The sequence below is a fragment of the Thiomonas delicata genome, from assembly GCF_900088825.1.
Taxonomy (GTDB): domain Bacteria; phylum Pseudomonadota; class Gammaproteobacteria; order Burkholderiales; family Burkholderiaceae_C; genus Thiomonas_A; species Thiomonas_A delicata.
The window spans coordinates 127,640-149,120 of the sequence record NZ_LT592171.1 but is presented as its reverse complement, the minus strand read 5'-3'; the positions used below and the strand labels follow the sequence as shown (position 1 = coordinate 149,120).

Genomic DNA, 21,481 nt, shown 5'->3' with positions numbered 1-21,481 from the left:
GTGCGTTTCAGCGCGGTGCGCCGGCCACCTCGTTGCTCGCCGCAGCCTCGCTCGCGCCGGCGGCGGGCAGGCCCTGCAGGCGGGTGCGAACGCGCTGCCCGGGCGATACCGCGCGGTCGGCGATCACCACCTCGCCCGGACGCAGGCCCGACACCACCTCGCTGGCCACCAGGCCGCGCAGCCCCAGGCGCACCGCCTGCTCGACGGCCTTGCCGGCGCGCCACGCCAGCACCTGCGCACGGTCGCCCGCAACGGCGCGCAGCGCGTCGTTCGGCACCACGAGGGCGTCACGGCGGCGGCCGGTGACGATGTCGCACGAGGTGGTCATGTCCTGCCGCAGCCAGGCCGGCGGCCGCGCCACGGTCAGACGCAGCTCGATGGTGCCGCTGGCCGTGTCCACCGCCGGGGCGATGAAGGTCAGCCTGGCGGCGAAGGCGCGGTTGGGGTAGGCGTCGGTGAGGCAGGTGGCGTCCTGTCCCAGCGCCAGGTGTTCGAGGTTCTGCTCGTCCACCGGCAGCGACACCTCGGTGGCGCCGGCGCGCGCCAGCGTGAACAGCACCTGTCCGGGGTTGATCGTGTCCCCGGCCTCCACGTTGCGCGTGAGCACCTGGCCCGCCACCTCGGCGCGGATCACGCTGCGCGCCTGCACCGCTTCGGTGGCGGCCAGCGCGGCGCGCAGTTGCGCCTCAGCCGCACCGCCGGGCCTGACCGCAACCCAGGCCGCCTGGGCGCTGCGCAACTGCTGCTCGGCCGCGGCCTGCGCCTGCTCGGCCTGCTCCAATGCCTGCTGCGAAACCGCGCCCTGCACCGCCTGGGCCCGCGCCCGCGCCGCCTCGCTGCGCGCCAGCTTCAACGCCGATTCGGCGCTGCGCAAGGCTGCCTGGGCCTGCGGGCGCGTCTGCGCGACAAGCTGCTGCAAGGCGGCGCGCGCCTGCGCGCGCTCGGCCTGCGCCTGGTCGCCGCGCAACTCCAGCAGCACCTGGCCCGGGCGCACGCTGTCGCCGCGATCGACCAGCCGCTTGATCACGACCCCGGTGATTTCGCTGGCGACGTTGACGCGCGAGGGCGTGACGATGCGCCCGGTGGCCACCACGTCCTGCACCAGCGGACCGCGCTCGACGCGGTAGGCCGCCACCACCGGCCCGCGCCACCACTGCGCCAGCCAGAACACAGCCAGCGCCAGGACGAAAACGGCGGGAACGAGCCAGAAGATGCGACGAGCCATGATTGGTCGAAAAAGGGTGGTTGGCGTGGAGGCGGCCATGCACCGCCTCCGGTTCATTGTCGGTCAAGCGCAGGACATCGCGTTTGCGCCTGCGCTGGATGGCGATGAAGCCTGCGCCAAAATCCAGAGCAATGTGATCAAGTTCCACTTCGCCCGGACAAGATCTGCCCGCCCCTCGGCGCCCCAGAAGCGCCACACTGGACCCCGATCTTGTCGCACGCCACTCCCTCACGAAGCGTGTGAATCCTCTCCCGTTTGACGCGTCAGGCGACCGTGTCGCGCTCAGAAAACCGGAAATCATTTGGGCGGCACCATCTCCGCCGAAGCACGGGGATCGAAGCGACTGTCCGATCAACCCACTGACGCTCGACACGCCACCGACCACCATATCCGCCCGCACAACGTCACTGCGGCACACCACTCGACTGCGTTCGACCGATGGCCTTGAGGACAGATGGGACGATGATTTTGTGTAGGGGTGCGACCGCAAGCATATAAATGCGCCCAAGCGAATTGGGTCTATGCACGATGGTGGTGACCGTGATGATGGCTGCTCCCGTTGCGGCGGACACGGCACGATGCACGGACAGTACGACCTCCAAGTGTTGATCGCGGTCGCCTAAAAGTACCTCGTCTGGTGTGTTTTCGATAAGGGTAAAGATGCCCACACGGTCCCCTGGTTTGTACTCGGCCTCGGTCTTCGTATGGTTCACGGCGCTGAGCCTTCCAAGGTTCTTGAGCCCTATAGTTGCGACTGCCCTATTGCGCACAGCCATGAGCACATCAACCCATCTCGGCGTTGCCGAAGCAGCGCGAAGAAACTGGCCAAGTGGGGAAAGATCTGGCTCCGCGGCAACGACAGACCAAGCATCGTGAAAGTACGCGCCTGCAAGACGCTTGGCGATTACGCTTTGCGCAGGGACTTCACACGGAATCACGACAGGCAGCTTCATATGTCCGAACCCTCATAGAAACCCGCCCCCACTCGTACTCGCCACCTCGCCGTCCCGCAGGACCAGCAGGCTGCCCTCGGGCAAGGGTTTCCAGGCGCCCTTGCCCAGCGGCACGCTGGCCAGCATGGCCAGGGGATGGGACCGCGCGTTGCCGCTGTCCACCTGCAGTCCCTCCGCCCGCACCGCGTGCGCAAGCGCCGGCTCGCGCAGGAGCAGGTGCAAGCCCGGCGGGCGTAGCGTGCCGTCCGCCTGGTGCCTGCGGTGGGCGTGGGCGAACAGCGCGTCGCCGTCGGCATAAAGAAAATTCACCGGCCCCACCGGGCGCAGCCGCGCGGCGAACGCCGCCACCACATCCAGCCGCGCCTGCACGCTCGGCACCACGCCCGGCTCGCGCCACAACGGCGCCAGGCTGCGCAGCAACTGGCAGAACACATGCTCCGAATCGGTCTGTCCCACGGGCTGCCAGCAGCCGGGCTCGAGCGGCCAGCGGCGCTGGATGTCGGGAAGGTCGCCGTTGTGGGCGAACACGTGCCGCCGCCCCGCCAGCTCGCGGCTGAACGGCTGGGTGTTGGCCAGCGCCACCGGCCCGCGCGAGGCGCGGCGCACGTGCGACATGACCAGGCGGCTATGAAAATCGTGGTTCTCCAGCACCTGCACGAAGCTGCTGCGCACGGCCGGAATCGGCTCGCGCAGCACATGCGCGTCCGGCCCGTCGAAATACGCCGCGCCCCAGCCGTCCGGATTGCCGCCGGCCACCGATGCGCCGTGGCCGGCGAACGCGGCGAAACGCAGGCGCACGCGCGCCGGATGGGCGCTGCTGACGGCGAACAGCTCGCACATGGCAGCCGGCTCCTGCGCGCCTAGCGCTGCAGCTGCACCGTGCCGGCGACGGTGACGCTCAGGGTCTGCAGGCCGGCCTCGATGGGAATGCCCGGCGCCTCCATGCTGGGCGCCGCCATGGCGCGGAACAGGGGGCGCGGCGTGGGCGAGGCGCCCTGCAGGGCGCCCACGTCCACCTCACGCAGGGTGTAGCCGGCGTAGCCGAAATCGCGCGCCGCGGCCAGCGCCTGGGCACGGTAGCGGGCAATGGCCATCTGCGTCAGCTCCGCCTGCTCGCGCGCCTGCAGCGCGGCCGACATCTCGGTTCCCGTGCCCTGCACCTGCAGGGTCTGCGCCAGCTGCGCCGCCAGGCGCCCCAGTGCGGCGAAGTCGGCCGACTTGACGGTGAGCTGGGCGCGCACGGTCCAGNCTTCCCCCCCACCCGCCCCATCTCCCTCGTGTGCTTCGGCAAAGGCCGGATGTTCCCCACCCTCCTGCTCGGTGGCACGCTCTACAACCTGGGTGTGTGGGCCGACAAGCTCGTGTTCTGGTTCACGCCGCAGACCTCCTCGGCGGTCATCGGCCCGCTGCGCGCCTCCACCATCTACGACCTTCCGGTGTTCCTCGCCTACCTGTGCGTGATTCCGGGCATGGGCGTGTTCCTGGTGAAGTTCGAAACCGATTTCGTCGAGTGGTACGACAAGTTCTACACCGCGGTGCGCGCGGGCGGCGCGCTGCAGGACATCGCCGGTTTCCACGACCGCATGCAAGACACCGTGCGCGAGGGCATCTACCAGATCATCAAGGTGCAAGCCATCACTCTGCTGGCCCTCTACACCTTCGTCGGCCCGCTGTTCCACGCCATCGGCATCAGCGACCTCTATATCCCGCTGTTCCTGGTGCAGGCCGTCGCGGCCAGCTTTCAAGTGCTGCTGCTGGCCGTGCTCAACGTCTTCTTCTATCTCGACCGCAGACGCGAAGTGGTGCTCATCACCGCCCTGCTCACCGTGCTCAATCTGGCGCTCAGCGTGCTCTCCATCCATCTGGGCGCCGAGTACTTCGGCTACGGCTTCGCCGTGGCCCTGCTCGTCACGCTGCTCGCTGGCCTGCTCCTGGTGCAGCGCTTATTCCGCCGGCTGGAGTACCAGACCTTCATGCTCCAGGGGTAAACGCCGCAAACTCTAGCCACGGCCCGCATACCGGCCCGAACGCCGCGTCGGCCCGCCGAGAGCCGCCGTCTTGTTCGCTATGCGATAATTGATAGCTATGCTTTGCAGCGACCAGAATTGTTCGCTTGCGAACAGGAGACGTGACCGAGTGGCCGAAGGTGCTCCCCTGCTAAGGGAGTATGTGCCAAAAGCGCATCGAGGGTTCGAATCCCTCCGTCTCCGCCAGAACAAAGCCCAAGCCCTTGAAAAGCTTGGGCTTTTTCTTTTCATGATCGGTTTGTCATCAGTTCTGACATCAATCTGGATCGGCCTGGGAAATTGTTTTTCGGCGCTTGCTGTGTCTCGCGTACCGCTTGGCGCGGGGTTTCGCGAGGCATCCGTCGATGGACAAAAACGCAACACTCTCCTACCCGGAGTGTTGGCGCCGATGCCGATTTGAGCCACATGCCGATCGGCGACTGAGCCATGGCAGACGAACTGCGCGGGGCGTCCGGCTTGAATTCGTCGCGCTCTAGCCGGCTCACCGCAAACCCGGTGCATGGCTCAAATCGGCTTCGACGCCAACAGCATCATGGGCAACAGCACCAATTGCACAAACAGTCCGGATGAGGCAGACGACCCTTCAAACTTTCACAACGCTAAAATTTGCTCTCCTTGGATGGACCATGTAAGCGGTTCACTCGCAGAGTGACAGCCATCTTCCTAGAAATCATTGGTCCGAAAAAATCGGAAGGTCACAACGATAATCACGGCTCAGCGATGCAGGATGGGTAAAGCTGATGAATCCACCGAAGCAAGGGATTGAAAGGCAGGTCTAGCAAACAAGAAGCCCTGCATCAGACTGATGCCAGCCTCGTAGAGATAATCCCGTTCAGAAACGGTTTCGATGCCTTCAGCAATGACGTGTATGTGCATGTCATTGCACAGACTTACTAGATTGCGCACAATCGCTTGGCGAGCAGGATTCCGGTCTACCCCCCGGATCAAATCCATGTCGATTTTGATGATGTCAGGCTGGAAGTCCGCAAGTAATTTCAACCCTGCATATCCGGCCCCGAAGTCGTCGATCGCGGTCTTGAAACCGCAGCGCTTGTACTCCCGCAGAATCTCGGCAAACCAGGGACCATCATCGATCCGCTCCCCTTCAGTCACTTCAAAAATGATGCGCTCCACCGGAAACCTGTGCGCTCTTGCAGCCTCCAGGGTTGTGCGAATGCATAACTCAGGTTTGTAGACCGCGTTGGGTAGAAAATTGATAGAAACATACTCCTGGATTCCCAACTGACTAGCGCCCTTGATGGCCTTGACTCTGCAAGCTTGGTCGAAACGGTAGCGATTCTGTTCGTTGACCTGCGACAGCACTGTCATCGCACCTTCGCCGCCTGGACCTCGCACTAAGGCCTCATGCGCAAATATCGTCCTGCTTGCGACATCGACGATGGGTTGATAGGCGTAGTCAAACCGGAAGTCGAGGCCCTTTGCATTGCCGCAGTCATCGCAATCACGTCGCGTACCGGTCAATGGCACGAAATCGACCGGAAACGATGGGGTTGTTGTTGGTATATGTAGAGTTTTCATGCAAGCACTTTCGACAGCTTAAAAGCAGGGGCGCCTTGACTTGGCGATGCCTGATTGCGTTGCCTATGGAGTGAGCAAAAAGGGGCCAATAGTCCTTCTCGCGGATCAAGGTTCATGCCGTCCGTGGTTTGAACTTAGACCCGAATACCACCATGCCCTCCATGGACAAGACGCGACCGACATCCAACAGGATGATGAAACCCTGGTCGGTATGGACCACGCCATNCTCGGCCTCGGAAGAACTCGCCGCCACCGCCGAGGAAATGAACGCCCAGGCCCAGCAATTGCAGGACACCGTGAGCCAGTTCAAATTGGCCGGCGACCATGCACCACACCACCAGGTCGAGTCGCGTGCAACGTCTGCGCGGCCCAAGGTGAACCCGCCTCGTGCCCAGGTGCGACTCGCGACGGAGACCGAAGGCGCATTCGTCAAGTTTTGATTCGGCGCTCGCCCGGAGATCAGCATGCAACATCCCCTTGCCGAAGTGCCCGCCGCGGCTCGCCGCCAGGCCGACATACCGGCAAACAGCTTCGGACCTGCCCCCTGCCGCCTGCCCCCGTGCCTTGGCCGTCCCGCCACCGAACTGCGCGTGCGCACCTGCGCCGCGATCGTCGATGTCGACGTTGGCCGTGTCCTGTCGGACGGCGCGGCCGCGCTGGTTCATGCGGAACCTGGGTAGCGGCGGGCAAGCGCCAGAACGTCTCGGTGGATGCGCTGTTTCGGCGTCCAGCCGCGCATGTCATTCACGGCGCAGGTCCAGGCCACCGCCCGGGCGGTGGCCTCAAGCCTGCCTTGCCCGCAGAATCCCAGGTCTTCAATGCTTTCAATGTTTTCCCCACGATCAAACCCGCATGCATCGGGTTCCGGAAAAATGCCAGGATCGGCGGCCGCCGTACATGGCGCGGGGCGACACCCAAATTCGGGCGGACCTATCCGGGTTTGGGCGGCATCAGCATCGTGCTGCCGGACGACAAGATCGTCGCTGGCGCGAAGCAAGCTGGGGGAGCGACGTACAGCCTGGAGATGGATGCTGTGGCGCACGCCGCCGGATCTGGCCGGACCGACATTCGGCGTTGGCGATGGGATGGGTCGGGCGGTTCCGACGCATCATGGAGGGGGTTGAAATCATGCAGGATTGGTCGCCCGTGTTGCTGGACCTGGGCATCCTCGCTGTTGCCGTGCTTGGCGCGATCGTCTTCGTGTTCCACCTGGTGCAGTACCGCATGGGGATGATGGCGCCGGGCGCGGTCCTGCCGCTGCCGCTCCTGTTGCTGCTCAGCGCCGGCGCCGCCGCCGGGCTGCGCCGGCGCTTTCCCTGGCTGCAGCGGGCGTATCGCCGCCGGGAAGACCGCAAGATCCTGCTGGCCGCCGCTGCGGGGCTGATGCTCACGGGCCTGGTGACCGGCTTGCTGGCCACCGGCCTGATGGCCGACCACAGCCGGCGCATGATCACCGCGCAACTGGAGAGCGACAGCGATGTCCTGGCCCGCGGCTTGAACGCGGCCTTGCTCGCGCGGGGGCGGGAGCTCGCGAGCTTCGCCGCCAATCCGCTGCTGGCGCAGATCCTCGATGCCCCGGCGCCAGCGGCCGCCGCGGGCCGGTCGCCGTGGAGCACGGGGATGCTGCTCGGTCGTGTCAAGCGATTCGAACCGTCCGGTTTCGTGATCCGCAATCTGCAGGGACTGATCGTGGCCGGGGCGAGCGATTTGGCATTGGTCGACCCGGCCCTGCCGCTGCACCTGCCGCTGCCGGGCAAGGCCTGGTTGTTGCGTGAACCCGGCAGCCTGATGTTTTTCCTGCGCATGGAACTGCCGATCCTGCAGGATGGCAGGCTTTTGGGCAGCCTCACCGCCACCATGCCCTTGCCGGCGGTCAGCGTGTTCGCCGCAGGCTCGGTCGATCGGCACGTGGGCAGCGCGTTCGTGGTCTGCGCCAGATCGAACGCCGGCACGTCGTGCCTGCCGGATCGTGCCAGGTTCGAGGCCGCGGGGGCGACGAAGGACGCCGACCCGATGTCGATGGCGCTGCGCGGGGCCAAGGGCCTCGCCGCGGCGCGCGGCCCGGATGGCCGGGCATGGATGACCGCCTACGCCCCGGTGGGCGAGACCGGCCTGGCATTCATCCTGCAGAAACCCGAGCGCGTGCTGTTCGCCCCGCTGATCGACACCGCCCGCAATGTGATGCTGGCGCTGCCGGCGCTGGTGCTGCTGGGGCTTGCGCTGCTGCGCTGGCAGCTGCGGCCGATGGTGCGCAGGCTGCACGACAGCGAGCAGCGCCTGCGCAGCGCCTTCGACTACTCCGGCATGGGCATGGTCTTGTTCGCGCGCGACGGCCGCATCCGCGAGGCCAACGCCGCGCTGGCCGACATGCTGGGGTTCTCGGTGCGGGAGCTGCGCGCTCTCCCCAGCGTGCTGGACCTGCTGCATCCGGAGGATCGCCCACAAGGGACCTGGAGCGTGGCGGACGTTTTCTCGGATTTGCCCGGTGCCTATTGCGCGCAGCGCCGCTATCGTCGCAAGGCCGGGGACTACATCTGGGTGCGCCTGCACGTCTCGCCCGTCTTCAATGAACAGGGCCAGGTCGACCAGGCCGTGGCGTTCGTGCAGGACGTCAGCGAACTGCTGGCCAAATCCGACGCCCTGCGGCGCCAGCATAGCTTCCTGCAGGCGGTGCTGGACAACATGACCGACGGCGTGGTGGCCTGCGACGAGAACGGCAGGCTGCACTACATGAACCATGCCGCCGAACTCCAGCAGGGCCGGCCGATGCGGCCGGCGGAACCGGCGGAATGGGGCCAGGTGCATACCTTGCGCCATGCCGACATGCGCCCGGTGGCGTTGGAGGATCTGCCGCTCTGGCGCGCCCTGCACGGGGAGGTCGTGGTCGGCGCCGAGCTGCAGGCCGTCAGCGATCGGGGCGACACACGCAAGCTGCAGATTTCCAGTCATCCCTTGCGCGATCCGAACGGCGTTTTCCTGGGGGCGGTTTCGATCGCGCGCGACCTCACCCAGATCCGGCTGGCGCAGGAACGCCTGCGCTGGCTGGCGTACCACGACGCGCTGACGGGGCTGCCCAACCGCAACCAGCTCTTCGAGCGCATCGAACAGGCGGTGGCCCGGGTTGCCCATCGCGCTTCCCACGTGGCGCTTTTCTTCCTCGAGGTCAACCGCTTCAAGTCCATCAACGACACGCTCGGGCATGCTTTCGGCGACCAGCTTCTGGTGGAGGTGGGGGCACGGTTGCGCGCGGCGCTGCATGACACCGAGTTGCTGGCGCATGTGGGCGGCGACGAGTTCGTCGTGCTGTCGGAGGACGTGCGCGACGCGGACGCGGCGGCCGCCGGCGCCGGGCGGCTCATGCAAGCGCTGGCGCCACCCTTCCAGCTGGACAGGCGCGTGGTCCACGTCAGCGCCAACATGGGCGTGGCCATGTATCCGGCCGATGGCGATACGGTCAGCTCCCTGTTCAGCCGCGCCGATATCGCCATGGACGAGTCCAAGAAAAAGGGCCCGGGCCAGTGGAGCCTTTATGAGCGCGGCCTGTATGCCCGCCAGCGCCGGATGTTCGAACTGGAGGGGGCCTTGCGCCATGCCCTCGATGCCGCCGAATTCGTGCCCTACTACCAGGCCAAGGTCGATGTGCGGACGGGGCGGATCGTCGGCGCCGAGGCGCTGCTGCGCTGGCAGCGGTCCGAGCGGGAGATCGTGGCTCCGGATGCATTCGTTCCGCTTCTGGAGGACACCGGCCTCATCGTTCCGGTGGGGGCGTGGATGCTCGACGCGGTCTGCGCCCAGCAGGCGCGCTGGCGGCGCGAAGGGCTGGAGGTGGTGCCGGTCGCGGTCAACTGCGCCGCGGCGCAGCTGCAAAGGAGCGATCTGCTGGGCCTGGTGCGACGCGTCCTGCGCGAACATGGGCTGGATGCCGGCTTGCTGGAGCTCGAAATCACCGAGGGCGTGCTGATGCACGATCCGGACCGGGTTGCGGTGCTCATCGCGGACCTGCGCGCCCTGGGCGTGCGCGCCTCGATCGACGACTTCGGCACGGGCTACTCGTCGCTGGCCTATCTGAAAAGTCTACCGGTCTCGACGCTCAAGATCGACCGGGCTTTCATCAAGGACCTGCCCGACGACGCGGAGGACAGCGCCATCACGCAGGCCGTGCTCGGCCTGGGCCATGCGCTGGGCTTGCGGGTGGTGGCCGAGGGCGTGGAAACAACGGAGCAGCTCGAATTCCTGCGCGCGCATGGCTGCCACGAATACCAAGGCTACTATGGCAGCCACCCGGTGCCAGCCGACGAATTCGCCGCCTTGCTGCGCGCGCAGGGACCTCGATGACGACGATCATGTCCAAGCTGCCCACGTTCGACGATGTTGCCGCCGCCGCCGCGCGGCTCCAGGGCCACGCCCACCGCACGCCGGTCATGCGCTCGCGCATGCTCGACCAGGCCCTGGGCGCCGAGGTGTACTTCAAGTGCGAGAACCTGCAGCGCATGGGCGCGTTCAAGTTCCGCGGCGCCTTCAACGCGCTGTCGCAGTTCAGCCCGGCGCAGCGGCGCGCCGGCGTGGTGGCGTTCTCGTCGGGCAACCATGCGCAGGCCATCGCCCTGTCGGCCTCGCTGCTGGGAATGTCGGCCACCATCGTCATGCCGCAGGACGCGCCGGCGGCCAAGGTGGCGGCGACCCGCGGCTACGGCGGCAACGTGGTGCTGTACGACCGCTATACCGAGGACCGCGAGGCGATCGGCCGCAAGCTGGCCGAGCAGCATGGGCTGACGCTGATTCCGCCTTACGACCACCCGGACGTGATTGCCGGCCAGGGCACGGCGGCGATGGAGCTGTTCGAGGACGTCGGCGCGCTCGACGCGCTGTTCGTCTGCCTCGGCGGCGGCGGGTTGCTTTCGGGCTCGGCGCTGGCGGCGCGTGCGCTGGCCCCGGCGTGCAAGGTCTACGGGGTCGAGCCCGAAGCCGGCAACGACGGCCAGCAATCGTTCCGCAGCGGCGCCATCGTGCGCATCGACACGCCCAAGACCATCGCCGATGGCGCGCAGACCCAGCAGCTCGGCGCCTACACCTTCGCCATCATCCGTCGCGACGTGGACGACATTTTCACCGCGACCGACGCCCAGCTCGTCGCCGGCATGCGCTTCTTCGCCACGCGCATGAAACTGATGGTCGAACCCACCGGCTGCCTCGGCTTCGCCGCTGCGTGCGAGATGAAGGAGCAGCTGCGGGGCCTGCGTGTCGGCGTCGTCCTCAGCGGCGGCAACGTCGACCTCGAGCGGTTCTGCGCCTTGCTGGGGGACGGCGGCGTCATGGGCTGAACCGGCCCGGGCGATGGCAGGTGATGGGCGCGGAGCCGGCGGTTTTCAGCCCTGCCGGCCTCGCCCGCGGTTGGCCGCGAGGCCCATGGTGCCGTCGCTCAGCTGCATCAGCTCCGTCGTCACTTGCTGCGCCCACTGCCGGTACGCGGCGCTGTCGGTGCCATGCTCGACGGCGGCGCGATGCATGTGCCGGTGCGCGATGTCGAGGTTCGATCCCGCGAGTCCTTGCGACGCGATGAAGCGGCCCAGCGCGCAAGTGCCCTCGTCGTGCTGGGCGCGCGCCCCGGCATGGCGCACCCCGTGCTCCCAGCTCCAGTGCCCGGCCAAGGCGCCCAGGGCGGTTCGCGGGTGCTGCGGATCCAGCTGGAGCGTGAAGCTGCGCATCCACCCAGGCACTTCGGCGGCGGGCATCGGGCGCGCCAGCGCGTAGCCCTGGCCGGCATTCGCCCCCAGCACGGCTGCCGCCTCGACCAAGGCCGCGCTTTCCAGGCCTTCCACCACCACGCGCAAATCCAGGCTCTGCGCCAGGCGCACCAGCGAGCCGATGAACCCGATCGCCCGCAAAGGATCCTGCGGCGCCGCGCGCATCAGACCCTGGTCGATCTTCACCGTCGAGAACGGCAGGGTGCGCAGGCGCAGCAGGCTGCTGTAGCCCGAGCCCAGGTCGTCCATGGCCAGGCGCACGCCCAGACCGGCAAGCGCGGCCACGGCCTGTCCTACCTTGGCTATGTCCTGCAGTTCTTCGGTCTCGAGCAGTTCCAGGCGCAGGCGGGACGCCGCAATCCCGCGTTCCTGCAGGGCCTGGTGCACCCAGCCCGGGCAATCGGGGTCGACCAGGACCGCCGGCGGCAGGTTCAGGCCGACGTCGAGCTCCAGGCCCATGGCGTCCCAGGCCTGGATGCGGTCAGCCACCTGGTGCAAGCCTTCCCGGAACAGCCGCACGAGTTCGGCCTGGCCGAATCCAGGCAAAAACTCCGCGGGAGCGGCCAGGGCGCCGTCGTGCAGCCGCAGACGCGCCAGCGCCTCCACCAGATAGGGCTTGCCGGTGCGGAAATCCACCACCGGCTGGTAGTGCAACTCCATGGACCCGCCGTAGAGGCGGCCGCGCAGGACGTGGCGGCGTTCGGCCGAGACCGGCGCGAACTCCCGTTCCCGCATGAATTCATGCTGCCGCTGGCTGACCAGCAGGCCCAGGGACTCCAGAAACGTCCGTGCCGGTGCGGTTTCGAACATGCCGGGATAGCTGCCGAACAGGATCAGCACGGAGAACAAGTGGCCTTGCGCATCCTTCAAGGGCACGGCTGCGCTGCTGCGGATGCCGGCCGCGCGGGCGGCGTCCCGCAGGCGGGCCATGCCGGGATGGCTGGCGTAGCTGTCCGTCGTCTCGATTCTTTCGCTGCGCCAGGCGCGGAAGTAGGAAATCTGCTCGAAGTGCGTGGCTGGATCGGCCACCTCCGGCAGCATCCGCTGCTGGTCGATGGCGTGCAGGTACGCGTCGAACGCCCCGGCGGTGTACTCGAAGACGAAATGCCCCTCGGCATCGGGCCGCGCGACCGCAACCCCGCGGAATCCCTCCAGTTCGACAAGCTTGTCGACCATGGCGCGCATGAAGTCGGACCAGTTGGACGCCGGTGTCTGCGGGGCGTGCAGGGACAGCAGCATGTGCTCGCGCGCCTGGGTCAGATCCACCCCGCCCTTGATCTGCTCCTCCAGCTCGGTGAGCAGGCGGCGTGACAGCAGGTTCATCAGCTTGCTGCGCTCGATCCCCCTCAGGACCTGTTTGCCGATCACTTGCCGCAAGGTCTGGAGATGGAGGTGCATCGCCTCGATCAGGGCGCGCTGGTCGAGGCCGACCAGGGCGTGGATGCGGCCCAGGCGGTGTGCGCTCGACCGATGCGCGGCCGCGGTCAATTCCGGCGCGAGAAGCTGCTCCAGATGACGTAGCTGGCGCTCGCGCAGATGGGCGAATTCGTCGGCGTCGAGGCGCTGCAGAATGGTTTGCGCATCGCCCTGCCGCGCCAGGGTGGCGTAGAAAATCGTGATGAATTCCGCGGCCGCGCTCAGCAACGAGCCGCGAACGCGGCCCAGCAGCGCTGCGGCCTCGGCCCCGTAGGCAGGGGTCGCCAGCCCGTCCTCCTCGAGCTGGTCGTTCGGCACCGGCATCGCGTTCCACCACATCCAGCCTTGCTGGCGGGTGGCCTTGCGTTCCTTGATGGCGTACAACGCCTCGTCGGCGTGGCGCAGCAGGATCTCGGGCTCGGTATCGTCTTCCGGGTACTGCGTCAACCCCAGGCTCAGGCCGATCCGAGCTTCGTGCCCGCCCGGCAGGACATAGGGCGCGGTGATGGCCGATTCCAGCCGCGCCAGAACGGCGGACAGATCGTCGGTGGCGGAAATTTGTTCGAGGATGATGACAAATTCGTCGCCGCCCAGGCGCGCCGCCACGTCGGTTTCGCGCAGCACCGCCTGGAGTCTGCCGCCGAGTTCGCGCAGGAGGGCGTCTCCCGCGGCGTGCCCCCAGGTATCGTTGACGGGCTTGAAATCGTCCAGATCGAGTATGCCGATCACCACCCGCCCGCCGTGGCGTCGCGCGCGGGCCAGGGCGCGGGCGAGGCGCTCGAGCAGCCCTCGGCGATTGAGCAGGCCGGTGAGGGCGTCGTGATCGGCGATGTAGTCCTTCTCGATGGCGATGCCACGCAGCTTGGCGATGAGTTGGCCGACCTGGCGGAAGATGCCGTTGAGCTCGGAAAACCAGAGATCGATCGGCTGGAAGACGAGCGATTTCAAATCGGTCATCTCGTTGACCTGGGCGATGCTGTGCTCCAGGGCGCGCATCGATCGATCGATGCGCCAATTGACGAAGACCGTCAGCAGAAAAGCCCCGAGGATCGGGAAAGGAAAAATCCAGAGCATGGAATCCAGGAAGTCATGACGCGCCGCCTGGATGGACGGAGCCAGGTTCTGGCGCACGTCGATCACGCCGAGCACATTGCCAATCCTGGCATTGGTGTGGCAGCGCAGGCACTCGGTTTCGGCGCGCAGCGGGAGCACGTAGCGCGTGCTGTCCGCGCCGAGATCCTGGACCGGCTGGCCGGTGCGGAACACCTGGGTCACCGCCGCGTCCATCGGTGCCTGCCGGATGGGGCCGTAGCGCGCCGAGACGATGCTGCCGCGATAGATCTGCAGGGCGAAGTCGGAATCCCGCATGGAACCGTTCGTGGCGTGCAGGAAATTCTCGGCCTGCGCGTGCGTCCATCCCGTGCTCATCAACTGGAACATCGCATCGAAGGTCGACTTGGCGATGATCCGGGACGAACGGATGGAGTTTTCCTGCAGGGCATGCTCGAACGCATGCGAAACAATGAAATAGGCGCTGCCGAAGAACAGGGCCGAGATCAGGACCGACGCCGTCATGATGAAGATTCGGATGGTTTTCATGCTGGGCCCCGGCGCGGCATCTGGAGTGACTTCTTGACATGGCTTGGGCCCGGGTGTCGATGGCTGGCGCGGGTGGGAAATCCGGCTTGATCCATGACGAGGCGATCCATGCCTGCAGCCTAGGGCCTGTTCACGCTCTGTCTGCACCCGCGCCGAGGGTTTGGGCGGATGCAGTGCGAGGCGCAGGCCGCGCCGTGGTGTGTTGCACCACAAGCGGACTGCAACGTGGCAATGCGCCGCCCAAGTCCCCGGCCCGAAGGGTTGCCCCCAGACGGGGCGTCTGCGGCGTTGTCGGTCACGGGCAAGGCGGTTCAGCCTTGCCCGTGCCCTCCGCCTTGCATCCATCCCCGTCTGGGGGCAACGCGGGCGCAGACATAGCGTGAACAGACCCTAGCCGGTTTCAGCGACCGTCGCGGTCGCCGCCATCGTCGTCGTGCCAGCGGGACCAGCCGCCGTAAACCGCGCCATAGGGCTGGATCACGACGCCCGCGCGGGGCGGCACCACCACGCAGCCCGACAAACTGGCGGCCAGCGCGGCGATGAGAACAAGCAGACCGAAACGCATGAACGGCTCCTCGGCGGGCCTTGCGCGGCCCGCGTGCAATGGGTGGATCGGGGCGGGGGCGCGCTCAGCGGCAGGCCCCCCAGTGTCCGGGATGCCAGCGCNCCCCGGCCCGAAGGGTTGCCCCCAGACGGGGCGTCTGCGGCGTTGTCGGTCACGGGCAAGGCGGTTCAGCCTTGCCTGTGACCTCCGCCTTGCATCCATCCCCGTCTGGGGGCAACGCGGGCGCAGACATAGCGTGAACAGACCCTAGCATTTCCTCCAGCGCAAACAAGGTCGAAACCTGCATCTATTTGGCGGGTCCGTGGAATTCCTCACGGAAGCCTGGTTTTTCAATCTCGGTCTCGAGATGTTTCGGTCCCTTGATGCGCAATGCGCATCGCGCCCGGCGATGGCGGGCGGCAGGCCATTTGCATCAGCTGCGCCGCCGCCGCCAGGGCGATGACTTCGGGCTGCTTGCCCGCGATGCCGGGCACGCCGATGGGGCAGACGAGGCTTGCGATGGCGGCCTCGCCGAGGCCGCGCTGGCGCCAGCGCCGCGCGAAGCCGGCGCGCTTGCTGTGCGAGCCGATGAGGCCGAGGAAACCGAAGTCGCCGCGCCGCAGCACGGCCTCGCAGATCTGCGCGTCGAGCGCGTGGCTGTGGGTCATCACCAGGAAAAAAGCACCGGGCGGTGCCAGCGCCACCTCGGCCTCGGGACTGTCCACCGCGACGCGTTCGATGCTGGCCTGGGCGTGCTGTTGCGCTGGCTCGGGCGGGGGGAAGGCGTCGTCGCGCACATCGACCCAACGCACCTGGCAGGGCAGGGTGGTGAGCAGGCGCGCCAGGGCGCGGCCGACGTGGCCGGCGCCGTGGAGCTGCAGGTGGAACAGCGGCGCCGGGCTGGGCAGCGCGTCGTCGAACCAGGGCTGGTAGCGCAGGGTCACGGCGCCGCCGCAGCACTGGCCCAGGCTGGGGCCGAGCGCATGGGTCTGGTCTTGCGCCAGCATTCCTGCGGGGTCGGCGCGCCACTGCCCCAGCAGCTTGCGCGCGCGCTGCATGGCCAGCCATTCCAGGTGGCCGCCGCCGATGCTGCCCTGCTCGTCCTGCGCGCGCACGAGCATGCGCGCGCCGACTTCGCGCGGCGCCGAGCCGCGCACCGCGACCACTTCGACGCAGACGGCGTGCGGCGGCAGGCTTGGCGTCGGCGGCGTGGCCATGGTGCGAACGGCTCGACGTCTGTGCCGTTCAGGCGGCGACGGTGGCCGATGCGACGGCTTCGGTGGCCGCCACGCCGGCGCGCACGGCCTCGATCGCGTCGAGGATGGCCTCGGCGGTGGCCGACGCGCGCAGCGGCGGGTCGACGCGGTGCTCGCCCACGGCCGAGATGGCGTCGCGAATCGCCAGCAGCACCGAGAACGGCAGCAGCAGCGGCGGTTCGCCCACGGCCTTGGAGCGGTGGACGGTGGGCTGGGCGTTGGGGTTGTCGAACAGCCGCACACGCAAATCCGGCGGGCAGTCGTTGGCGGTGGGAATCTTGTAGGTGCTGGGGGCGTGGGTGAGCAGCAGGCCGCTTTGCGGATGCCACACCAGTTCCTCCATGGTCAGCCAGCCCATGCCCTGGATGAAGGCGCCCTCGATCTGGCCGATGTCGAGGGCCGGGTTCAGCGCGCGCCCGGCGTCGTGCAGCACGTCGGCGCGCAGCACGCGGCATTCGCCGGTGAGCGTGTCCACCACCACCTCGCTGACCGCCGCGCCATAGGCGAAGTAGTAGAACGGGTGGCCCTGCAGGGTCTGCGCGTCCCAGTGCAGGTCGGGGGTGGTGTAGAAGCCGTCGCTCCACAACTGCACCCGCGCCAGGTAGGCCTGACGCACCAGTTCGGCGAAGGGCAGCACCGTGCCGCCCGCCTCGACCCGGCCGTGCGCGAAGCGCACCGCCTCGGGCCGGCAGCCGTAACGCTCGCCGGCCAAGCCCGCCAGGCGCTGGCGCAGGGTGCGCGCGGCGTCCTGCGCCGCCATGCCGTTGAGGTCGGCGCCGGTGGAGGCGGCGGTGGCCGAGGTGTTGGCCACCTTGTGCGTATCGGCCGCGGTGCAGCGCACCTGGGCGAAGTCCAGGCCCAGTTCGTGCGCCACCACCTGCGCCACCTTGGTGTTCAAGCCCTGGCCCATCTCGGTGCCGCCGTGGTTCACCAGCACGCTGCCGTCGGTGTAGATGTGCACCAGGGCGCCGGCCTGGTTGAGGTGGGGCACGTTGAAGGAGATGCCGAACTTCACCGGGGTCAGCGCCAGGCCTTTCTTGAGCACCGGGCTGCGGGCGTTGAAGGCGGCCACTTCGGCGCGACGCGCGGCGTAGCGGCTGCCGTGCGCGAGCTGCTCGACCAGCTCGTGCAGCACGTTGTCGGTCACGCCCTGGCCGTAGGGCGTGACGTGGCGCTGGCCGACGCCGTAGAAATTGGCGCGCCGCACGTCCAGCGCGTCCAGGCCCAGGCGGCGGGCGATGGAGTCGAGCACGAACTCGGTGACCAGCGCGCCCTGCGGCCCGCCGAAGCCGCGGAAGGCGGTGTTGCTCTGGGTGTTGGTGCGCGCGCTGTGGCCGTGGATGGCCACCTCGGGCAGCCAGTAGGCGTTGTCCACGTGGCAGATGGCGCGGGTCATCACCGCGGCGGACAGATCGGCGGAGTGGCCGGCGTTGGCGATCAGGGTCACGTCGTAGGCGAGGATGCGGCCTGCGTCGTCGAAGGCCACGTCGAAGTCAAAATCGAAGCCGTGGCGGCGCCCGGTGACCAGGAAGTCGTCGTCGCGGTCCAGGCGCAGTTTCACCGGCCGGCCCAGCTTGTTCGCGGCAACCGCCGCGGCGCAGGCGAACAGGCCGGACTGCGACTCCTTGCCGCCGAAGCCGCCGCCCATGCGCCGGCATTCCACCTGCACCTGATGGTCCATCCAGCCGAGGGCGCGGGCCACGGCGTGCTGCATCTCGCTCGGGTGCTGGGTGGAGCACAGCACCCGCATGCCGGCGTTCTCGGCCGGCATGGCGTAGGCGATCTGCCCCTCCAGATAGAACTGTTCCTGCCCGCCCACCTGCAGGCTGCCGCGCAGGCGGTGGGGGGCGGCGCGCAGCGCGGCGTCCAGCGCGCCCGGCGCGGATTCGCGCTTGAGGTGCATGGACGGCACCACGTACTGGCCCTGCGCATGCGCCGCGCGTGCCGTGAGCACGGCGGGCAGCGGCTCGGCGTGGACGACCTCGGCCGCCCGCGCCGCGGCGCGACGCGCCAGCTCGCGCGTGGTGGCGACCACCAGGAACACCGGCTGGCCGACGTGGCGCAGCGTGCCTTCGGCCAGGATGGGGTCGTCGCGCACCACCGGGCCGCAGTCATTCACGCCGGGAATGTCCGCCGCGGTGAGCACGTCCACCACGCCGGGCAGGGCGCGCAGGCGTGCCGCGTCCAGGTCCAGCAGGCGGCCGTGCGCCAGCGGCGACAGACCCAGCGCGGCGTGCAGGGTGCCGGCGAGTTCCGGCACGTCGTCGGTATAGGGGGCCTGGCCGCGCACGTGCAGATGAGCCGATTCGTGCGGCGCGCTCACGCCGACCCGGCGGCCGTCGCGCAGCGCGGGCCATTCGGCCTCGGGCCACGACGGCGGAAGGCCGCGACCGAAACCGGCCGTTTCGGTCGCGCCGGGCGGTGGGGCCAAGGGTTGCGCGGGCTTGTTCATGGCGCGCCGCTCTCGGCAATGCGCGACGACTCCTGCAGCCCCGCCCAGACCCTGGTCTGCGCGGGCGCCAGCGGCGCCTCGGGCCGGTTCTCGAGCCAGAAGCGCCACAGCAGGTTGCGCGCCACCCGCAGGCGGTGGTCCTGGCTGGCGCGCAGGTCGCTCAGCGGCTGGAAGTCGTCGGCCAGGGCGTCCATCGCGGCACGCACGGCGGCTTCGCTCCAGCGCTGGCCGTGCAGCGCGGCCTCGGCATGGGCGGCGCGCCGTACCACCGCGGCCATGCCGCCGAAGGCGATGCGAACGTGGCCCACGCGCGCGCCGTCCAGCCGCAGCGCCAGACCGCAACTGAGGGCGGAGATGTCGCTGTCGTAGCGCTTGGAGTGCTTCTCGGCGCACACCCGCGTGGCGGCATGCGGCAGCGGGACCTCGATGCTGTGGAGGAACTCGCCGGGCCGCAGCGCGTTGCGCATATAGCCGAGATAGAAGGCGTCGAGCGGCATGCGGCGCTGCGCGGAGCCGCGTTGCAGTACGAGCGCCGCGTCCAGCGCCATCAGCGCCGGCGCGCCGTCGCCGATGGGCGAGCCGTTGGCCAGATTGCCGCCCAGGGTGCCGGCATGCCGCACCGGGGGACCGGCGAAGCGCTGGGCCATGTCGCGCAGGGCCGGCACGGCCTGCGCCAGCGCGGCCCAGGCGTCCTCCAGCGGCACCGCCGCACCGATGCGCAAGCCGCCGTTCTCGTGCGCGATGCCGGTCAGCTCGGCGACGTCGCCGACATACAGCAGGTCGCCGACGTCGCGGAACTGCTTGTTGGTCCACAGGCCGATGTCGGTGGCGCCGGCGAGGAGGGTGAGCTTGCGCGCGCCGCCCGCGCCCGCCTCGTCCGGGGGCCTCTCGGTCGGCGCCTCGGCCAGCAGGGCGGCGAGGGTGGCGAGCCGGCGCGGGGCGAAGAAGCGGTCGATGCGCGCGCGGCCCTGGGCGTCGGGAAAGGCCGGGTTGGGCGCGGCGTGCGTGAAGGGGTCGGGCGTGTCGGCGGCGATGGCGCGCAGCGCCGCGGCGATGGGTTCGGGGTCCAGCCGCGCCGGCGGCAGCTCGAACATGCGCTGTGCGGCGTCCAGGATGGGCCGGTAGCCGGTGCAGCGGCACAGATTGCCGGCAAGGTCATGCGCCAGCTGCTGGCGCGTGGGCCGGCTCCCATCGCCGTGGTGGCGCGCGTAGCTGGCGTACAGCGACATGACGAAACCCGGGGTGCAGAAACCGCATTGCGAGGCGTGGCAATCCAGCATCGCCTGCTGCACCGGATGCAGCGCCTGCTCGGGCGCCATGGTCTGCAGGTCCTCCACCGTGAGCAGGGCCTTGCCGTGCAGGGTGGGCAGGTAGCGGATGCAGGCGTTGACCGGGCGCAGGCGCAAGGGGCCGACATGCACGGCGCGCGCGTCGGCCGCGCTTTCGGCGCCGCGGGCCAGTTCGGCCACGACCACGGTGCAGGCGCCGCAATCGCCCTCGGCGCACCCTTCCTTGGTGCCGGTGCAGCGCGCCTGCTCGCGCAGCCATTGCAGCACCGTGGTGGTGATGGGAAGGTCCTGCGCCTGCACCACCGCGCCGCGGTGGAAGAATCGAATCGCTTGGGTGTCCATGGCCAGTTTCGCGAGGGGCGGTCGCGCCGCACGGGATTGAACGCGCGGCTTCGCGCCACGGCGCATGCAAACATTAGGCCATGCCGACAGGACCTTGACATATGCTGAACTGTATACAAACCATGCCCTTGGGGCTATGCCGCCACCTGGTTCGCCATGAACAATCCGCTGGACTCCATCGATCTCCACCTCATCCGCGTGCTGCACACCTTGCTGACCGAATCCAGCGTGTCCCGCGCGGCCATGCGCCTGGGCGCGTCCCAGCCCGCGGTGAGCGCGGCGCTGCGCCGCCTGCGCGCCGTCACCGGCGATGAATTGCTGGTGCGCAGCGGCAGCGGCATGGTGCCCACGGCCTTCGGCGCCAGCCTGCTCGAGCCCTGCGCCAGCATCCTGCGCGAAGCGCAGCGCCTGCAGGCGGGCGGGCAGACGTTCGACGCCGCGCGCAGCACGCGGCTGTTCCGCATCGCCGCGGCCGACTACATGGATCCCGCATTTCTTCCTGCCCTGGTGGCTGGCATCAAGCGCGAGGCGCCGTCCTGCGGTGTGGACGTCGTGCCGCTGAGCCGCGAGTTCGACTATCGCAAGAGCCTGGCGGCGGGCGAGGTCGACGCGGTGGTGGGCAACTGGCTGGAGCCGCCGCAGGAGTTGCACATCGCGCCGCTGCTGGACGACGAGATCGTCTGCCTGGTGGCCGCCGACCATCCCGCGCTGCGCCGGGGCCTGGACCTGGCGCAGTATCTGCAGGCCGAGCATGTCGCGCCGCTGCCGTTGCGCGCTGGCGGCGAAGGCGTGATCGACCAGCACCTGCACCATCTTGGACTGACGCGCCGCATCGCGGTGCATTGCGGTTTTTTCAATCTCATTCCCGGCCTGGTGGCGCGCAGCCTGCTGGTGCTGACCACCGGGCGGCGCTTCTGCCGGCACTACGTCGAGGCGGGGCTGGCGGTGCGCATCCTGCCCTGCCCGGTGCCTTTCCCGCTGCTGACCTATTACCTGCTGTGGCATGCGCGCAGCCATCACGATGCCGCCCAGCATTGGCTGCGCGAGCAGGTGCGGCTGGCGGCGCAAGGCTCCTGAACCGCCGCATCCTTCATT

The 21,481-nt window shown here is 68.5% G+C and carries 15 protein-coding genes and 1 tRNA gene; 6 read left to right on the top strand and 10 right to left on the bottom strand.

The genetic code is table 11. The features are described 5' to 3' along the window. Positions 1 to 7: 7 nt before the first annotated feature. The 4 genes from THIARS_RS10215 to THIARS_RS18795 form a co-directional block, all read right to left on the bottom strand. Positions 8 to 1,225, bottom strand: a complete 1,218-nt coding sequence (locus THIARS_RS10215) for an efflux RND transporter periplasmic adaptor subunit (protein ID WP_094160852.1) — start codon at positions 1,223 to 1,225, stop codon at positions 8 to 10. 404 nt (positions 1,226 to 1,629) lie between these two features. Beyond that, positions 1,630 to 2,178 carry a DUF2867 domain-containing protein gene (locus tag THIARS_RS10210; RefSeq protein ID WP_094160851.1) on the bottom strand — a complete coding sequence of 183 codons (549 nt, stop codon included), beginning with the start codon at positions 2,176 to 2,178 and terminating at the stop codon, positions 1,630 to 1,632. 12 nt (positions 2,179 to 2,190) lie between these two features. Continuing rightward, on the bottom strand, positions 2,191 to 3,018 hold the full coding sequence (locus tag THIARS_RS10205; protein WP_094160850.1) for a class II glutamine amidotransferase: 828 nt from the start codon (positions 3,016 to 3,018) through the stop codon (positions 2,191 to 2,193). Positions 3,019 to 3,038: 20 nt separating this feature from the next. After that, positions 3,039 to 3,419 carry an SIMPL domain-containing protein gene (locus tag THIARS_RS18795; protein WP_222423062.1) on the bottom strand — a complete coding sequence of 127 codons (381 nt, stop codon included), beginning with the start codon at positions 3,417 to 3,419 and terminating at the stop codon, positions 3,039 to 3,041. Between THIARS_RS18795 and pelG the strand changes: the two genes are divergently transcribed. Both pelG and THIARS_RS10195 read left to right on the top strand, forming a co-directional pair. Beyond that, the gene (gene pelG / locus THIARS_RS10200; RefSeq protein ID WP_342747774.1) at positions 3,300 to 4,166 is read left to right on the top strand and encodes an exopolysaccharide Pel transporter PelG; all 867 of its coding nucleotides are present in this window, start codon (positions 3,300 to 3,302) and stop codon (positions 4,164 to 4,166) included. The genes THIARS_RS18795 and pelG overlap by 120 nt on opposite strands. Before the next feature lie 134 nt (positions 4,167 to 4,300). Beyond that, positions 4,301 to 4,391 (top strand) — tRNA-Ser (locus THIARS_RS10195). A gap of 528 nt (positions 4,392 to 4,919) precedes the next feature. On the opposite strand, the gene THIARS_RS10190 is transcribed toward THIARS_RS10195, so the two are convergent. Continuing rightward, on the bottom strand, positions 4,920 to 5,744 hold the full coding sequence (locus tag THIARS_RS10190; RefSeq protein WP_094160848.1) for an EAL domain-containing protein: 825 nt from the start codon (positions 5,742 to 5,744) through the stop codon (positions 4,920 to 4,922). A 464-nt stretch (positions 5,745 to 6,208) separates the two neighbouring features. Between THIARS_RS10190 and THIARS_RS18630 the strand changes: the two genes are divergently transcribed. The 3 genes from THIARS_RS18630 to THIARS_RS10175 all read left to right on the top strand — a co-directional run bounded on the left by THIARS_RS18630 (position 6,209) and on the right by THIARS_RS10175 (position 11,065). Continuing rightward, entirely contained in the window at positions 6,209 to 6,424 is a 216-nt protein-coding gene (locus THIARS_RS18630; protein WP_186436650.1) for a hypothetical protein, read from the top strand. A 448-nt stretch (positions 6,425 to 6,872) separates the two neighbouring features. After that, positions 6,873 to 10,079, top strand: a complete 3,207-nt coding sequence (locus THIARS_RS10180; RefSeq protein ID WP_186436649.1) for a putative bifunctional diguanylate cyclase/phosphodiesterase — start codon at positions 6,873 to 6,875, stop codon at positions 10,077 to 10,079. A gap of 8 nt (positions 10,080 to 10,087) precedes the next feature. Beyond that, the gene (locus tag THIARS_RS10175; RefSeq protein WP_094162062.1) at positions 10,088 to 11,065 is read left to right on the top strand and encodes a threo-3-hydroxy-L-aspartate ammonia-lyase; all 978 of its coding nucleotides are present in this window, start codon (positions 10,088 to 10,090) and stop codon (positions 11,063 to 11,065) included. A gap of 45 nt (positions 11,066 to 11,110) precedes the next feature. On the opposite strand, the gene THIARS_RS10170 is transcribed toward THIARS_RS10175, so the two are convergent. The 5 genes from THIARS_RS10170 to xdhA all read right to left on the bottom strand — a co-directional run bounded on the left by THIARS_RS10170 (position 11,111) and on the right by xdhA (position 20,386). Next, entirely contained in the window at positions 11,111 to 14,503 is a 3,393-nt protein-coding gene (locus tag THIARS_RS10170; protein WP_186436648.1) for an EAL domain-containing protein, read from the bottom strand. 400 nt (positions 14,504 to 14,903) lie between these two features. After that, positions 14,904 to 15,068 (bottom strand): hypothetical protein, encoded by a 165-nt coding sequence (locus THIARS_RS18625; RefSeq protein WP_186436647.1) that lies wholly within the window; start codon positions 15,066 to 15,068, stop codon positions 14,904 to 14,906. Positions 15,069 to 15,397: 329 nt separating this feature from the next. Beyond that, the gene (xdhC, locus tag THIARS_RS10165) at positions 15,398 to 16,264 is read right to left on the bottom strand and encodes a xanthine dehydrogenase accessory protein XdhC (RefSeq protein ID WP_094160844.1); all 867 of its coding nucleotides are present in this window, start codon (positions 16,262 to 16,264) and stop codon (positions 15,398 to 15,400) included. A 28-nt stretch (positions 16,265 to 16,292) separates the two neighbouring features. Beyond that, on the bottom strand, positions 16,293 to 18,755 hold the full coding sequence (xdhB, locus tag THIARS_RS10160; protein ID WP_094160843.1) for a xanthine dehydrogenase molybdopterin binding subunit: 2,463 nt from the start codon (positions 18,753 to 18,755) through the stop codon (positions 16,293 to 16,295). Continuing rightward, positions 18,752 to 20,386, bottom strand: coding sequence for a xanthine dehydrogenase small subunit (gene xdhA, locus THIARS_RS10155; RefSeq protein ID WP_094160842.1), 1,635 nt, complete (start codon positions 20,384 to 20,386; stop codon positions 18,752 to 18,754). Before xdhA ends, xdhB begins: the two co-directional genes overlap by 4 nt. 156 nt (positions 20,387 to 20,542) lie before the next feature. Here xdhA and THIARS_RS10150 point away from each other — a divergent pair, with 156 nt between their 5' ends. Beyond that, the gene (locus THIARS_RS10150; RefSeq protein ID WP_094160841.1) at positions 20,543 to 21,463 is read left to right on the top strand and encodes a LysR family transcriptional regulator; all 921 of its coding nucleotides are present in this window, start codon (positions 20,543 to 20,545) and stop codon (positions 21,461 to 21,463) included. The last annotated feature ends 18 nt before the right edge of the window (positions 21,464 to 21,481 follow it).